Source organism: Bacillus sp. FSL R5-0416, assembly GCF_037975425.1.
Classification (GTDB): Bacteria; Bacillota; Bacilli; order Bacillales; family Bacillaceae; genus Bacillus; species Bacillus subtilis.
This window is the reverse complement of the sequence record NZ_CP150252.1, coordinates 35,001-49,587: the sequence shown is the minus strand read 5'-3', so window position 1 is coordinate 49,587 and position 14,587 is coordinate 35,001. Positions and strand designations below refer to the sequence as shown.

The window sequence follows — 14,587 nt, the reverse complement described above, 5'->3', positions numbered from 1 at the left end:
GACAAAATAAAAACTTTTGTATATTCATGAAACTTTTTCTTATGTCGAGCGTCTAATAAGCAGAAAATGCACTTTGTCTATTATAACGAAAAAAACAGAGGGCGCAAAACCCTCTGAATACATAAGTATATATTAATTTAAGATTTTAATTTTGACTGTTTTATTTCCCCATCGGTACGCCGATGATTTCTCTGGGAAAAAGACGTCTATCTTGTTCCCTTTAATCGCTGAACCGGTATCTGCAGCAATGGCATATCCATAGCCTTCCACGTGGACTTTGGAGCCTAGCGGAATGACATTTGGATCCACAGCGATGACTTTGGCATTCGGATTATTTTTTAAATTGACGCCTGTCGCTGTATGTCCTGAACAACCACTGCAGCTTGCCGTATAAGCCGTAGATGATACAGTCATGACTTTGCCTGTTGATTCATTGCTGCGGGACACAACTGTTTTTGAATCACCTGAAGCACTGACCGTTTCAACTTTTGGACTGCTTTGCTTTGTGCCGACAGCAATCACTTTATCTTTGCTTTGTTCAGCTGTTTCTTCTTTTACAAGCTCTCTGGACACTTCTTTACCGTTTTCTTTAACGACTTCGAAATGTTTTTTTAGCTTGCCTTCTTTTCCTTTTTGGACGACCTTTTCTTTCCCTTTTTCAAGAGAAGCGTCTTCTTGCTTTTTCACATCGAACGCAATCTTCTCTTCAACTACATCGGTGACCTTTTCGATACGAGTAATTGTAATATCAGCCTTTCCTTTCGTCAGCTTTGCATCTAACGCAGGCTTGATTTTATCTTCGTCTTTTATGTTCATCTTTTGCTGTTTTAAAAAGTCAGCGACCGTAGTCGAAGTCGTCCAGATCTTCTTTTGTTTCCCTGCATCATTCACAGTAACCTGAAATGCGGGCTCTATGTTAATCTTCATGTCTTTCGAAATATCTGTATCTATTGCGGGATCAATTTGATCTTGTTCTTTCACATCAACATCTTGTTCGTCCAGTAATGCACCGACCGTTTTTGCTGTTGACCATAATGTCTTTTCTTCCCCGTTTATTGTAAGCTTCACAGGTTTTGCAGCCTCATACACAACGTCCATGTCTGCTGTTATCTTTGTCTGTTTAGCAGGTGTGATCTTGTCTTCGTCTCTTGTCTTTATATCAAGCGTCTCCAAAAGATCACCGACTGTATTTGCATGTGTGCGTATATGTTTCTTTTTGCCATTGATAGAAACTGAGACTGATTGTTTCGTCAGCTCATGAGCCGCGTACGCAGTCCCGCTTCCTGCCAAAAGCAAACAAGCAGCAACCAGAATGACTTTGCTTTTGCTAAGCTTTACGGAAAACAGCTTTTTCATTTTTTGTGTGATGAAAAACGCCTCCTTCTCCTCGGAGAGATTATATAGAGTATCTAAAAGGCTGTCAACCCTCCCTTCTCTTTCTCCCAAAAGCTCAGTGTCCTCTTCATTATCCTGAAATACACTAAGAAACGGAAGAAAGACTTGTCGACAAACCTATCCTATGAGGAGAAGAAAGCATGTAGAACTTTTATAGAAAAACGCTGTAAGGGACAAGCTCTTACAAAACCCGCTAGCGTTTTTTGTCAGTTTATACGGAAAAGTCTTTTCGCATTTTCAGTCGTGATGGAAGCAATCTCTTCAAAGGTCATTTCTTTTAATTCGGCGATTTGTTCTGCCACATATTTCACATAGCTTGGCTCATTTCTTTTCCCGCGGAAAGGGTGCGGTGTGAGAAACGGGCAGTCCGTTTCAATCAGCAGCCGGTTATTGGGAATTTCCTTCACTACTTCCTTCGGTTTCTTCGCATTTTTAAATGTCACCGGTCCCCCAAATGATAAATAAAAATTCATTTTCATGCATTCTCTTGCCACTTCCGCACTTCCTGTAAAGCAGTGCATGATTCCGCCCACAGCTTCTGCGCCTTCCTCTTTCAAAATGGTCACGACATCCTCCGTTGCATCACGGTTATGAATGATAATAGGCAAATTGACCTCTTTCGCTAAGGCGATTTGTTTTCTAAACACCTCTTTTTGAATATCTTTAGGTGATTTATCCCAATGATAATCCAGTCCCATTTCCCCTATCGCTACCACTTTCTCATGAGCAGAAAGCTCTTTAATCCACGCTAAGTCTTCCTCTGTCATGTCAATAGCGTCAACAGGGTGCCAGCCAATGGCTGCATAAATAAAATCATATTCCTCAATCATTTCCATCGCACGGGTAATCGTCGGACGGTCAAAACCAACTACGACAATTCGTTCAACTTTTTCAGCTTTTGCCCGTTCAATAACCTCTTCAAGATCAGTATCATATTGTTCTGCATTTAAATGCGCGTGAGTGTCAAACAACATAAGTGAAAAACTCCTTTCTTGTCGAAACACAAAAGGTGTTCGACGAATTGTTACACGTGAAACACCTTTTGTTTATCATTATTTAATTCTTGTGCCTTTTGGTAACGACTGATCGATAGATACGACCTTTAAAACGCCGTCTGCTTCTCCTGCAAGGATCATACCTTGAGAAAGCTCTCCTCTGAGTTTAACCGGTTTTAGATTTGTTACACAAACGAGTTTTTTTCCAACAAGCTCTTCAGGCGTATAATGCTTCGCAATGCCGGATACCACTTGGCGCTTTTCAAAACCAAGATCGAGCTGCAGCTTCAATAAACGGTCTGCTTTTTTCACTGGCTCTGCCTCAATGACCTCAGCTACGCGAAGCTCTACATCCATGAATTGATCAATCGTAATTTCAGGTAAACGATCGACCTCTTGCGGCTCTTCTTCTTTTGTTTCTTCTTTCGCTGGTGCTGAACCTTGCATTTTCCCTTTGATGTAAGCAATTTCTTCTTCTGCCTCTAAACGAGGGAACAATGGATCGCCTTTTTGTACTTTTGTATCTTTCAGCTGGCCGAAAGCTGTAATGCTGTCCCAAGCTTTTAAAGATTCATCAGTAATGCCCAGCTGCTCGAACATTTTTTCAGGTGTTTTTGTTAAGAATGGCTGAAGCAGTACCGCTGAAATACGCAATGATTCAGCGAGGTGATACATAACTGATCGCAATTCTTCTTCTTTTGCCGGATCTTTCGCAAGCACCCATGGAGCTGTCTCATCAATGTATTTGTTTGTGCGGCTGATGAGCTGCCATAAAGTCGAAAGTGCTACCGAGAACTCCATATTTTCCATTGCTTTCTCATAAGCTTTCACTGTTTCTTCAGCAACAGAAGTGAGCGTTTGGTCAAATTCCGTAACAGCACCTTTGTAAGAACCGATTTGTCCGTCAAAATACTTATTAATCATCGCAACAGTACGATTCAATAGATTTCCTAAATCATTCGCTAAATCATAGTTAATCCGCTCAACAAATCCTTCCGGCGTGAATACACCGTCAGATCCGAACGGCACTTCGCGAAGCAGGTAATAGCGAAGCTCGTCTAAACCATAGCGCTCAATTAATGTAACCGGATCTACAACGTTTCCTTTTGATTTCGACATTTTTCCGTCTTTCATCAAAAGCCAGCCATGCGCGAATACTTGCTTTGGCAGCGGAAGATCCAGCGCCATCAGCATAATTGGCCAGTAAATAGTATGGAATCGTACAATCTCCTTACCGACTAAATGAACATCGGCAGGCCAATATTTTTGATATAGCTCATCATTTTCTGTATCATAACCGAGTGCTGTTAAATAGTTAAATAGTGCGTCAATCCAAACATATACAACATGCTTTGGATTTTCCGGCACCTTCACGCCCCAATCAAAAGTGGTACGTGATACTGCCAAATCCTCAAGTCCAGGTTTGATAAAGTTATTAATCATTTCGTTTTTGCGTGATTCTGGCTGAATGAATGTCGGGTTTTCTTCATAGTATTTCAGAAGACGATCCGCGTATTTCCCCATGCGGAAGAAATAAGATTCCTCTTTGATCAATTCAACTGGGTGACCGCTGTCAGGGCTTTTTCCGCCGATGACCTCTCCCTTTTCATTCCGCTCAATATCAACGAGCTGAGTTTCCGTGTAGAACGTTTCATCAGGGATGCTGTACCAGCCTTCATACTCATCAAGATAGATGTCCCCGTTATCAAGAAGCTTTTGAAACACCTTTTCAATGACAACTTTATGCCGTTTTTCTGTCGTGCGGATAAAGTCGTCGTTTGAGATTTCAAGCTGCTTCCACAGTTTTTGAATATCTGCCGCTGCGCGATCCACATACTCCTGAGGTGTAATGTTTTCCTGTTCAGCTTTTTGCTGGATCTTTTGTCCATGCTCGTCCGTTCCCGTTAAATAGCGAACATCGAACCCTTTTAATCTTTTGTAACGTGCCATTGCATCTCCTGCGACTGTCGTATATGCATGGCCGATATGTAATTTTCCGCTCGGATAATAAATCGGTGTTGTAATGTAAAATGTATTGTTTTCTTGCGGCATCTTGAAACCTCCTAATCAGAATGTCAAAAAGCTCCCGCCCAAAGGACGAGAGCGGCGATAAGTGCAAATCATATATGAATATTATTTATATTTATCCTTTATCTATGATACCATCTTAGCCTTTAAGATCAAGAATATATACATACGCCCTGAAAAAGAATAATTAAAATTAAAAATCTTTAATGAAAATAAAAAAAGTCTGTTCGTGTCGAATTTTGTCGTATATAATCAAATGAAATAAAAAACTTTGGTTCGAAAGTCTTGATTTAAAAGGATTTTTAGTAGGATAATAGCTTTATTAAATATTTATAAAATGCTGTTATTTCGGTAGTTTCTAAGACATTACTGACTATAAGAACTAATTCTTACAATCAATAGTAAACAAAATGATTGACGATTATTGGAAACCTTGTTATGCTATGAAGGTAAGGATTTTGTCGAATAATGACGAAGAAAAATATAATTTAAACAAATAAGTATCTCTTGGGAGGAGAATGTTTATGAAATCTACTGGTATTGTACGTAAAGTTGATGAATTAGGACGTGTAGTTATTCCTATCGAACTGCGTCGTACTCTTGGAATCGCAGAAAAAGATGCTCTTGAAATCTATGTTGATGATGAAAAAATCATCCTTAAAAAATATAAACCAAACATGACTTGCCAAGTAACTGGTGAAGTTTCTGATGATAACCTTAAACTTGCAGGCGGTAAATTGGTTCTTAGTAAAGAAGGCGCTGAGCAAATCATCAGCGAAATCCAAAACCAGCTTCAAAACCTTAAATAATCATTTCTTGTACAAAAAACGTTCTTGTTATGACACAAGAACGTTTTTTTATTGCTTAATATGGTAAGCATCGTACACTTCACGCTTTGGTACATTGCGATCGACTGCTGCTTTTTTAATGGCTTCTTTAGACGTAGCGCCTTTCAAGATGTAATGCTCGACATGTTCTTTCGCAGTGAGGGTTTCCCACCATTGTTCTTCCTCATCTACCTCTTCATTATTACTTCCTTCTACGACAAGACAAAACTCGCCGCGTATCTGATCCTCGTTTGCCCAACCAATGACCTCAGATATGGTTCCTCGGATAAACTCTTCATATTTCTTAGTGAGTTCACGTGTTACAGCGATTTCCCGATCTCCTAATATCTCTGCCATCGCTGACAAGGTTTCCTTCAATCTGTGAGGCGCTTCATAAAAAATGATCGTTTCCCGCCGTTTTTTAAGGGCTTCAAGCTCCTTCTTCTTTTCTTTTTTCTGTCTGTTGAGAAAACCGTAAAAGAAAAAAGGCTGCGGTACAATACCTGAAGCAATAAGAGCTGTTAATGCAGCATTTGCTCCCGGCAACGGAACAACATAACCGCCTATATCCGTAAAATCCTTTACAATTTCCGCTCCGGGATCAGAAATCGTCGGCAGACCGGCATCACTGACAAGAGCAATGTTTTTTCCCGATTTCAGCCATTCAATAATTTTGTGCCCACTGCTTTCTTTATTGTGTTCGTGATAGCTGACGAGCGGTGTTTCAATTTCATATACATGACAAAGCTTTTTCGTTTGCCTCGTATCTTCCGCAGCAATCGCATCCACTGATTTCAGCGTGTCGATCGCCCGGAATGTCATGTCCTCTAGATTTCCGATTGGGGTTGGGACCAAGTAAAGAATTCCCATGTCCGACTTTCCATTAAAGCTCATTTGCCGCCTTAACATATACAGCCTCCTTGGTGTTCCGCTTTTCTTCTATATAAAGCTCTTTTTTCTTTCGAGTTAGTTTTTTGAAATAATATTCCGCCTGCATAGCTTCCCGCTTTGTTGAAAAGCTCTCGGCAAAAATTAATTCAACCGGACGTCTTACTTTAGTGTACTTTGCGCCCTTTCCATCATTGTGTGTTTTCACTCGTTTATGCAGATCGTTGGTATACCCGGCATACCAGCTATTGTCCTTACATTTCACGACGTAGAAGAAATGGTTATTTGTCTCCATATAAAATGGTCCTGATTTCTTTTGTATATTCATTTTGTTCATCATAAACGAATAAAGGAGGAAGAATTTTTAAATCCGGGCGCCCGCCTTTGATACCTTCAACCAAAATGGTATTGGCTTCTTTCCCTTGCTTCGGATAGACAAATTGTACACGTTTTGGCTCGATTTGATAAGCCTTCATCAGTTCAAAAATCTCTAGAAGCCTTCCCGGCCGGTGAACAAGAGCTGCTTTTCCCCCTTGCTTGAGCAGCTTGCTGCTGACTGAAATGACATCCTCCAGTGTGCAGTGGATTTCATGTCTTGCAATTCGGAGATGCTCATTCATGTTTTGTTCAGTTTGTTTCGGTGTTTTAAAATACGGCGGATTGCAGGTGACAACATCATATCGATTATGTCCAAGTTTCTCCGGCATGTTTTTCAGGTCATCATGTATGAACTGAATCTGATCCTGCAGCTTATTATACTCCACGCTGCGAACAGCCATATCATGCAGCCTTTCTTGTATTTCGACTCCCAGAATGTCTGCTTTTGATCTTGTACTGAGCAGCAGCGGCACAATACCATTGCCGGTGCATAAATCAACGATTTTCCCTTTTTGAATCGGAACGTACGCAAATTTGGACAGAAGCACAGCGTCCAACGAAAAAGCAAACACTGTTGGGCTTTGTATGATTTTCATGTCCTCTACCAGCAAATAGTCTAATCTTTCATCATCATGTAATGAAACCATCTTCTTATCCTTTCAGTACCTTTGAAAAAGGCTCCCGTCTTATGCGGAAGCCTTTTCCCTATTTTTTATTTAAGAATGACAGACAGAAAAGACAATCCTCTTTTCGAACACTTCCATAGTGGACATTGCAGATATGAAATCCTTCTTGATACAGACGTGCCAGATTATCATATCCTTCCCCTATATCAGTTTGCTCTGTCTTCTGTGTTTTTGATTCTTTTTTATCAGCTTTGAACTTTTCAATCTGCTGCGTCGTATCGTCCAGCCGTTTGCGCAAATGCTTGTTTTCAAGCTGTAAATGATGATTTTCCTCAATCATCTCACCGATATGCTGCTTCAAATCCCCCAGCTGCCGGTACAGTGAGCCAATTTGTTCTTCTAAGTTAATGACTGTATCAAATAACTCTTTTTTATCCAAGGTTCCACACCTCGTTAATCTGTGGTTTGTGCGGATACGACGCCCTCTTCCAAGAGCTCTTCCCAAGTATATTCTATCACTTTTTCACGGTTTATCAGTTCCACCTGAAGCACCCGTTCCAGAATATTTAGTCCGACGACCTTCGCGGGGCCGTTTGCTGTCGTAATCATTTCTCCTATATCCGGAAGCTGTTCTTTTGCCGTCTCATACTCATCGTTCTCATATTTTAGACAGCACATCAACCGTCCGCAAAGACCCGAAATCTTCGTAGGATTTAAAGACAAGTTCTGATCCTTGGCCATTTTAATGGAAACGGGTTCAAAATCTCCAAGAAACGTTGAACAGCAAAGCATTCTTCCGCAAGGACCGATTCCTCCGAGCATTTTTGCCTCATCCCTCACTCCGATTTGGCGCAGCTCAATTCTTGTCTTAAAGATAGAAGCCAAATCCTTTACAAGCTCTCTAAAGTCGACTCGACCGTCAGCAGTGAAGTAAAAAATGACTTTATTGCGATCAAACGTGAATTCAACATCGACCAGCTTCATATCCAAGCCATGCTCAATCACTTTCTTTTGGCAGATATCAAATGCTGATAGTGCTTCCTGTTTATTTTCTTCTACAATGAGAAGATCGCGCTCGTCAGCCACACGTATCACTTTTCGAAGGGGAAGCACCACATCATGCTCATCCACCTGTTTATTTGCAATCACGACCTGGCCGTACTCAACGCCTCTGACAGTTTCTACAATTACGCAGCTGTCATGTTCTATATGAAATCCATTCGGATCAAAATAATATATTTTACCCGCTTTCTTAAAGCGGACACCAATTACATTGTACAAGCTTATCCCTCCTGCAACATTAACACCAAGTGCTCCATTAATCCTTGTACATTCACATTGGAATGAAGCCGTTTCTTTGCTTCTAAAACAGCAAGTATCTGATTCGTAACGCTTTGTTGTGTTGATTGTAGCGCATGCTGTTTTATTGATTGGAATAAGTCTTGATAAATCAATTTATCTTCATTTCCTATTTGGATGGACAACACATCACGATATATCAATAAGAGCATATCAAGACCCATTTCTTGATGGGTTTTTTCTTTGAAAAAGGGCATCCATTGATCTTGAATAAAGAAAAAAGCATGTCCTTTCCGCTGGTGTAGGACTTCATACAATTTTATCACTTTCGCTCTAGACTCTGCAAACTCATCATTTCGACTTAATTCGACTGCTTCTGCTACATTATTGGTCATGTTGGCCAGAAGCCTTGCCATATGAGGCGAGACGTCCTGTTCGATCAGTCTATCTTCAATTGCTTTCGGCTGCAAAGGCTGAAAAGGAAGGGTTTGGCATCTTGAAATGATGGTATCCAATAACCTTTGGGGCTGCTCAGTGATGAGGACGGCCATTGTGTCTTTGTTCGGTTCTTCTAAAAATTTCAGCAGGCTGTTCGCCGCATTTGCTGTCATTTGATCTGCGTGCGAAATAATATACAGCTTTTTATGCGATTCAAGTCCTGTCTTAGAAAACTCTTCTTGGAGCGCTTGAATTTGCGCCTTTTTGATTGATAAGCCATCAGGCTGAACAAGATGGAGATCAGGATGGTTCCCTGACTCTATCCGTTTACAGTTTCGGCAGCTCTCACAAGGCTCCGCGCCATCCTCCAGACAAAAGAAGCTTTTTGCAAGAAGCAGCGCGGCATCAAGCTTGCCTGTTCCTTTTTTTCCCTCAAACAAATAAGCGTGTGATAGTCTGTCCTTCTCAATACTATTATATAAAAGCTTCATCACTCTGGGCTGAAGCTCGTTCATTTCCTTCCAGGATATTGCCATTGTATCACTCTCTATGTGTAAAGGTTAATTAATAAACCTTTTATTTCGCCAATACGCTCCAGCAAATCAATTGCCGGTTTTTCCTGATCCATCATCTCTTCCGTAAGCTGTATCAATTTGTCATCTATTTCTTTCACAAGTCCCAGCGTTCTGCTGTTCCCGTAAAGGTCAAAGCTTTTCGATGTTTCATGTGAAAGGCCGCTGTCCACAGCTTCTTTGACAAAACGTTTCACAAGTCCTTTAAATCTCGCTAAGTCTTTAAAATTCCGAGATTTCGTTAGCCTTTTTCCGAATGCTTCTATATCAGATAACAGCCTGGTAAGCTGATCAAGCTTCATTTTGCTGCTTTGGTTTTCCATTGATGTTTTAAACGATGCCGTGATCTCAGATGTTTTCACAGAGGGAATCTGTTTATTATCTATAAATGTACGTATATCTTTATTAATTTTCACAGTTTCAGATCCTTAAAATTGATGAAATTCATCGACTGGAAGGACAAATACTGTCGCTCCGCCAACTTCAACTTCGACTGGATAAGGGACATAGGAATCAGCATTTCCGCCCATTGGAGATACAGGGGCAATCATCTGATCACGTTTCTGCCCGTTTTCTTTAATGAGACTCAACGCTTTATTGACGCGTATATCCTCGACACCGATCATAAACGTTGTATTGCCTGATTTAAGAAATCCTCCTGTCGTCGCAAGCTTTGTGACTCTGAAGTTGTGATCCGTTAAGGTTTTCAAAAGTCTGTTGCTGTCCTGATCTTGTACAACTGCCACTATCAATTTCATCTGTGAAGGCCTCCTTTAGATTGGAAACAACGTGATCTCGTTTACATTATTATATCAACTATTGGGAAACAGGTCACAATTGAATTTTTTTCAACGCTTCATCGATCACCTTTAGAACATCCTGAACGACGAGGTCTTTGGATTGCCCGGCATCAACTGAATGAAATCTTTCCGGAAATCGCTTTATCAGCTCTTGATAACCTTCTTGTACTTTTGTATGAAAGTCCAGTTTTTCTAAATCGAGCCTGTTTTTCTCCCGTGAGCCGTTTGCGTAAATACGCTTCAGTCCTTCTTCCGGATCAATTGAAAAATAAACCGTTACATGGGGCATCATATCTCCAATGGCAAATTCATTAATGGACAGAACCTCATCAATTCCAAGTCCTCTTGCATATCCTTGATACGCAAGAGAACTGTCTATGAATCTGTCGCAAAGAACGATAAACCCCTGTTCTAAAGCAGGTTTTACTTTTTCAACTAAATGCTGGCGTCTTGCAGCCGCATATAAGAGAGCTTCTGTTTTTGGGTCCATTAATGTATTGTTCTCATTCAGAATAACCTCTCGAATTTGTTCTGCAATATCTATTCCGCCTGGCTCTCGAGTTGCCATAACCTGAAGGCCTTCTGCTGTCAGTATGTTTTTGATCTCCTGCAGAACAGTCGTTTTTCCTGCACCTTCAGGACCTTCGAATGTAATAAATAAACCGCTCATGATTTCTCCTCTTCTATATAAACAAGTAGTTGTTTCTCTTTGATTTTCATATTCCCTTGAACATGCGTTTTCATGCTGATCAAGCGGCTGAGCTTTTGCACACTTTCTTTTGTTATTCTTTCTCCCGCCATAATCATCGGGATACCCGGAGGATAAGGGATGATATCTTCTGCATTCAGCCGGCCAGCTGCTTCCTCAAAGCTCACATATTCTTTCTTAAACGAATGTAAGACCTTTTTTGGATAAGGCAAGACAGTAACAGGCTGCACACCCCATTCTGCAGAAACAAACGTCTGATCCGGAGGCGTTTTCTCAATCTCTTCATCGATGCTTCTAATGGTTTCAGCGTTTATTCTCCGTTTTCCTCCCAATGGGAGAACGAGCAGAACTTGATTTTCATCAGCAAGCTCAGTGAATATGTTGGCACGCTCTAATATGCTTTGCAGCGTATAGCCAGAATGCCCGCGTTTTGAACGAATTGTGAGCTTCAGCGGGTCCGTGATGATCAGTGGATTAGCAGGGTTAACAGCTTCTGCATTTGTAAGTGAATCAAACGTTTGTTTAAGTGTTTGTATCCGCTGCAGAATGTCAGAAAGCTTTTGTTCTTCTATAATATGCTGTACATAAGCGCGGGCAATATCTAACGAAGCCATAATCGGATAAGACGGGCTGCTGCTTTGTAATCGGTTTAAATACTCTGCCACCCGATCCCTGTTAATCCTGCAGCTGGTGTTGAGATGCAAATAAGAACCCATCGTCATGGCAGGCAGCGTTTTGTGGGCCGACTGAACAACAATATCTGCCCCCATTTTTAAAGCTGAGACCGGAAAAGGCTCACCTAAAATAAAATGTGCGCCATGCGCTTCATCGACCAAAACAGGAATCCCGTAATGATGGGCTTCAGTAATGATCTCAGTCAAATCAGCACTATGTCCGTAATATGTCGGATTGGTCAGTACCAAGCCTTTCGCATCTGGATATGCTGCCAGGGCCTCTTTAATTGTTCCAAGCGGAACATGCGTAGGCACATGCATCGCTGAATCAACGTCAGGTGCAAGATAAACCGGCTCAGCACCGGCCAAATCAACAGCATGAAATACAGATTTATGACAGTTTCTTTGAACCAGAATTGTATCACCAGGTTCACAAACAGATAAAATCATCGCTAAGTTTCCGACAGTCGTACCATTTACCAGAAAAAAACTTTCCGCCGATCCATATAATTGACTGACAAGCTCCTGAGCTTCCTTAATCACCCCGGAAGGATGATGGAGATCATCCAGTCCTGCCAGTTCAGTTACATCAATGGTGAGAAGCGGATCGAATATTGACTTAGCGTCATCAAAAAAGACATCTCCATTGTGATGTCCCGGAACATGAAATGAATGAGAATTTCTTCTCGCATGTTGAATTAATGCTTTATATAAAGGTGTGTTCATGAAAACAATCCTTTGAATGTGTCTTCTTACACCTTATTATATCGTGCCTCTGACAGAACTTAAAGCCAGACTTACTGGTAACTATCTTTCCTTTATTGTAAGCAGCTTTTGCTTCAGGTCGCCTTCCATCATCATGAGCTCTTCTTCTGCCTGACGGCGTTTGATTCGTCCTTCTTCTTGTATAGTCAGTGTTTCTTCAAGCGTGCTTATTAAGCTTTCCTGCACCTTCTTCAAGGTATCTATATCAACAAGGCCTCTTTCATTTGCCCGTGCAGTTTCAATTGTATTGGTTTTTAAAAGCTCCGCATTTTTCAGCAAAAGCTCATTGGTTGTATCAGATACTTTCTGTTGTGCATCCACTGCATTGCGCTGCCTTAAAAGCGTCAGCGCAATGGCAACTTGATTTTTCCATAACGGAATCGCTGTCACAATGGATGACTGAATCTTTTCAGCTAACGCTTGGTTTGTATTTTGAATCAGCCTGATTTGCGGTGCACTTTGAATTGTAATTTGCCTGCTCAGCAGCAAATCATGCACCCTTTTATCTAACCGGTCAGCAAATTGAATTAAATCATTCACCTCTTGAACGGCCATTTGGTTATGATCACTCGATTCAGCCTGTTGCTTCAGTTCAGGAATCGTTTTTGTTTTTAATTCCTCCAGCTTCAGTTCTCCTGCAGCAATATAAACATTCAGCGCGGCAAAATATTCTTTATTTTTTTCATATAACTGCTCTAACAGCTTGTTGTCACTGATTAAAGCATTTTTAGAGTGCTCCAGCTTCAAGCTGATTCTGTCTATCTGCACACTGGTCTTTTGGTATTTAGACAGCACCTCTTGAAGAGAACTTGATACTCTTCCAAACATGCGTGCCAAAATACCCTTTTTCTTAGATTGGAGATCATCAGGATTTACTTGCTCCAGCTTTTTCATCAGCTCTCCAAGTATTTCGCCAATCTCCCCGACATCCTTCTTTTGAACATGATTAATCATATCATGAGAAAAGTTCAGCAGTTTAGATTGAGCTTGTGAACCGTATAAGACAATGCTTTGCATATTTTTATGATCAATCTGTCCAGCAAGCTGAATTGCTTTTTCCTTGTTTTCCTCAGGAAGAACATCAACAAGCCGTACTTGCTCTTTCTCTGCTTTTACAGCCTCCGAACCTGGTATCTCTATGTTACCACCAAAAGGATCTGCCAATAATTCATCTATATGAAGGTCGCTTTGGTCTCGGTTCATCGCTCTTACCCTCTTCCCTTATTTCTTTAATGAATGTTTTGCTGCGTCTAATTCAAACTGCAACTCGTCAATTTCATCACCCATTGCTTGAGTTAAATCTTCCTCTAAACGCTTGGTCAATTCAGTAAGAGTGATGCGTGTCTCACTTAACGACATCGACAGTTCTTTGCTTTTTTTTGCGTGAGATGATAGAAAAGCATACTTCTCTGTCAATTCAACAACCGAATCGAGAGTTTGATAAAAAAATCGTTCTGCCTGATAAAACCGCTTTGGCTCTTTTTTGGTGAGGAGATAAATCCTTCTCACAATCCTTAGCATTTCTGCATTTTGCTTAAACATTTGAATACTTTTAGCCTGAAACAAGGTTTTCCTAAGACGGACCATTTTCTGCCTTGCTTCCTCTAAGTTTTTCTTAATGTAAGCATACTCTCTTCCTGTCAATTCATGCTTTTTAAGAAATAACCGTCTTGCATTCCAGATGCCAGCTATATATACGGCTGCTCCAGAAGCAAGCCCATAAACAATAGATAAAAAAAGCGACTGGTTTAAACCAAAAAAGCTCAATATTCCAATGAAAACAAAAGTCGCACTGCTAGTTAAACTCCACATCAAAAAGTGAAAAAATCTCTGCATGAGATAATCGACTCCTGTGTCTATACTCAGTTTTAATATTATTATCTACTACGTTCAATCCTTAAACAAGTTTCATCTTCTTTTTATTATTAAGAGTACAAAAAAAGACCTTTTCAGGTCTATGAATATAATGGCGGTGTATGAATGCTCTTTAGTTTTTTTACGTAAAACGCATAGTCAGGATCAGAAGTTGATGTAGAAATTACTTTTCTCTCACAATCTAAGCATATGAATTTCGTATAAAGATGAATGCCTCTATTCTTCTCTTGATCACAAATCACACATGTATGATTAAGTTTAACTGTTTCGTCCATCTTCTCCACCTCCGTACAATTAGCCTCCCCTTAAAACGGATAT

At 40.6% G+C, this 14,587-nt stretch carries 17 protein-coding genes; 1 reads left to right on the top strand and 16 read right to left on the bottom strand.

The annotated features are described in order from the left end of the window. Positions 1–132 precede the first annotated feature (132 nt). The 3 genes from NYE20_RS00260 to metG form a co-directional block, all read right to left on the bottom strand. The gene (locus NYE20_RS00260) at positions 133–1,446 is read right to left on the bottom strand and encodes a ubiquitin-like domain-containing protein (RefSeq protein ID WP_015715099.1); all 1,314 of its coding nucleotides are present in this window, start codon (positions 1,444–1,446) and stop codon (positions 133–135) included. Positions 1,447–1,601: 155 nt separating this feature from the next. Next, positions 1,602–2,369, bottom strand: a complete 768-nt coding sequence (locus tag NYE20_RS00255) for a TatD family hydrolase (RefSeq protein ID WP_038827637.1) — start codon at positions 2,367–2,369, stop codon at positions 1,602–1,604. Positions 2,370–2,447: 78 nt separating this feature from the next. Next, positions 2,448–4,442, bottom strand: coding sequence for a methionine--tRNA ligase (gene metG / locus NYE20_RS00250; RefSeq protein ID WP_015253011.1), 1,995 nt, complete (start codon positions 4,440–4,442; stop codon positions 2,448–2,450). Between the two features lie 494 nt (positions 4,443–4,936). Here metG and abrB point away from each other — a divergent pair, with 494 nt between their 5' ends. After that, complete coding sequence (abrB, locus tag NYE20_RS00245; RefSeq protein ID WP_003226760.1) at positions 4,937–5,227, top strand: transition state genes transcriptional regulator AbrB; 291 nt, start codon at positions 4,937–4,939, stop codon at positions 5,225–5,227. Between the two features lie 48 nt (positions 5,228–5,275). Here the strand turns inward: abrB and rsmI are convergent, their stop codons facing one another. From rsmI to csfB, 13 genes are all read right to left on the bottom strand, one after another. Then, complete coding sequence (rsmI, locus tag NYE20_RS00240) at positions 5,276–6,154, bottom strand: 16S rRNA (cytidine(1402)-2'-O)-methyltransferase (protein WP_087614199.1); 879 nt, start codon at positions 6,152–6,154, stop codon at positions 5,276–5,278. After that, positions 6,129–6,428, bottom strand: coding sequence for a GIY-YIG nuclease family protein (locus NYE20_RS00235; RefSeq protein ID WP_103804198.1), 300 nt, complete (start codon positions 6,426–6,428; stop codon positions 6,129–6,131). The genes rsmI and NYE20_RS00235 overlap by 26 nt, the downstream gene beginning before the upstream one ends. Further along, the gene (locus tag NYE20_RS00230; RefSeq protein WP_161621072.1) at positions 6,415–7,158 is read right to left on the bottom strand and encodes a tRNA1(Val) (adenine(37)-N6)-methyltransferase; all 744 of its coding nucleotides are present in this window, start codon (positions 7,156–7,158) and stop codon (positions 6,415–6,417) included. The genes NYE20_RS00235 and NYE20_RS00230 overlap by 14 nt, the downstream gene beginning before the upstream one ends. Before the next feature lie 58 nt (positions 7,159–7,216). Further along, positions 7,217–7,576, bottom strand: a complete 360-nt coding sequence (gene yabA, locus NYE20_RS00225; protein ID WP_003218308.1) for a replication initiation-control protein YabA — start codon at positions 7,574–7,576, stop codon at positions 7,217–7,219. A gap of 14 nt (positions 7,577–7,590) precedes the next feature. Continuing rightward, complete coding sequence (gene ricT, locus NYE20_RS00220; RefSeq protein ID WP_003226767.1) at positions 7,591–8,418, bottom strand: competence/sporulation regulator complex protein RicT; 828 nt, start codon at positions 8,416–8,418, stop codon at positions 7,591–7,593. 2 nt (positions 8,419–8,420) lie between these two features. Beyond that, complete coding sequence (gene holB, locus NYE20_RS00215) at positions 8,421–9,410, bottom strand: DNA polymerase III subunit delta' (protein ID WP_003226770.1); 990 nt, start codon at positions 9,408–9,410, stop codon at positions 8,421–8,423. 11 nt (positions 9,411–9,421) lie between these two features. After that, complete coding sequence (locus NYE20_RS00210; RefSeq protein ID WP_009966249.1) at positions 9,422–9,862, bottom strand: YaaR family protein; 441 nt, start codon at positions 9,860–9,862, stop codon at positions 9,422–9,424. A gap of 12 nt (positions 9,863–9,874) precedes the next feature. After that, positions 9,875–10,204 (bottom strand): cyclic di-AMP receptor DarA, encoded by a 330-nt coding sequence (gene darA / locus NYE20_RS00205; RefSeq protein WP_003242755.1) that lies wholly within the window; start codon positions 10,202–10,204, stop codon positions 9,875–9,877. 73 nt (positions 10,205–10,277) lie between these two features. Beyond that, the gene (tmk, locus tag NYE20_RS00200; RefSeq protein ID WP_069322312.1) at positions 10,278–10,916 is read right to left on the bottom strand and encodes a dTMP kinase; all 639 of its coding nucleotides are present in this window, start codon (positions 10,914–10,916) and stop codon (positions 10,278–10,280) included. Further along, entirely contained in the window at positions 10,913–12,355 is a 1,443-nt protein-coding gene (locus tag NYE20_RS00195; RefSeq protein ID WP_038827633.1) for an aminotransferase class I/II-fold pyridoxal phosphate-dependent enzyme, read from the bottom strand. The genes tmk and NYE20_RS00195 overlap by 4 nt, the downstream gene beginning before the upstream one ends. An 81-nt stretch (positions 12,356–12,436) precedes the next feature. Then, positions 12,437–13,597, bottom strand: coding sequence for a toxic anion resistance protein (locus tag NYE20_RS00190; protein ID WP_064672102.1), 1,161 nt, complete (start codon positions 13,595–13,597; stop codon positions 12,437–12,439). 18 nt (positions 13,598–13,615) lie between these two features. Then, positions 13,616–14,230, bottom strand: coding sequence for a 5-bromo-4-chloroindolyl phosphate hydrolysis family protein (locus NYE20_RS00185; RefSeq protein WP_072174172.1), 615 nt, complete (start codon positions 14,228–14,230; stop codon positions 13,616–13,618). A 119-nt stretch (positions 14,231–14,349) separates the two neighbouring features. Continuing rightward, on the bottom strand, positions 14,350–14,544 hold the full coding sequence (gene csfB, locus NYE20_RS00180) for an anti-sigma-G factor (RefSeq protein WP_003243294.1): 195 nt from the start codon (positions 14,542–14,544) through the stop codon (positions 14,350–14,352). Positions 14,545–14,587 lie beyond the last annotated feature (43 nt).

Bases quoted from the DNA above. Each gene is read 5' to 3' on its own strand.
- NYE20_RS00255 (WP_038827637.1), bottom strand. From the start codon at position 2,369: ATGTTGTTTGACACTCACGCGCATTTAAATGCAGAACAATATGATACT.
- metG (WP_015253011.1), bottom strand. From the start codon at position 4,442: ATGCCGCAAGAAAACAATACATTTTACATTACAACACCGATTTATTAT.
- abrB (WP_003226760.1), top strand. From the start codon at position 4,937: ATGTTTATGAAATCTACTGGTATTGTACGTAAAGTTGATGAATTAGGA.
- rsmI (WP_087614199.1), bottom strand. From the start codon at position 6,154: ATGTTAAGGCGGCAAATGAGCTTTAATGGAAAGTCGGACATGGGAATT.
- NYE20_RS00235 (WP_103804198.1), bottom strand. From the start codon at position 6,428: ATGGAGACAAATAACCATTTCTTCTACGTCGTGAAATGTAAGGACAAT.
- NYE20_RS00230 (WP_161621072.1), bottom strand. From the start codon at position 7,158: ATGGTTTCATTACATGATGATGAAAGATTAGACTATTTGCTGGTAGAG.
- holB (WP_003226770.1), bottom strand. From the start codon at position 9,410: ATGGCAATATCCTGGAAGGAAATGAACGAGCTTCAGCCCAGAGTGATG.
- darA (WP_003242755.1), bottom strand. From the start codon at position 10,204: ATGAAATTGATAGTGGCAGTTGTACAAGATCAGGACAGCAACAGACTT.
- tmk (WP_069322312.1), bottom strand. From the start codon at position 10,916: ATGAGCGGTTTATTTATTACATTCGAAGGTCCTGAAGGTGCAGGAAAA.
- NYE20_RS00195 (WP_038827633.1), bottom strand. From the start codon at position 12,355: ATGAACACACCTTTATATAAAGCATTAATTCAACATGCGAGAAGAAAT.
- NYE20_RS00190 (WP_064672102.1), bottom strand. From the start codon at position 13,597: ATGAACCGAGACCAAAGCGACCTTCATATAGATGAATTATTGGCAGAT.
- NYE20_RS00185 (WP_072174172.1), bottom strand. From the start codon at position 14,230: ATGCAGAGATTTTTTCACTTTTTGATGTGGAGTTTAACTAGCAGTGCG.
- csfB (WP_003243294.1), bottom strand. From the start codon at position 14,544: ATGGACGAAACAGTTAAACTTAATCATACATGTGTGATTTGTGATCAA.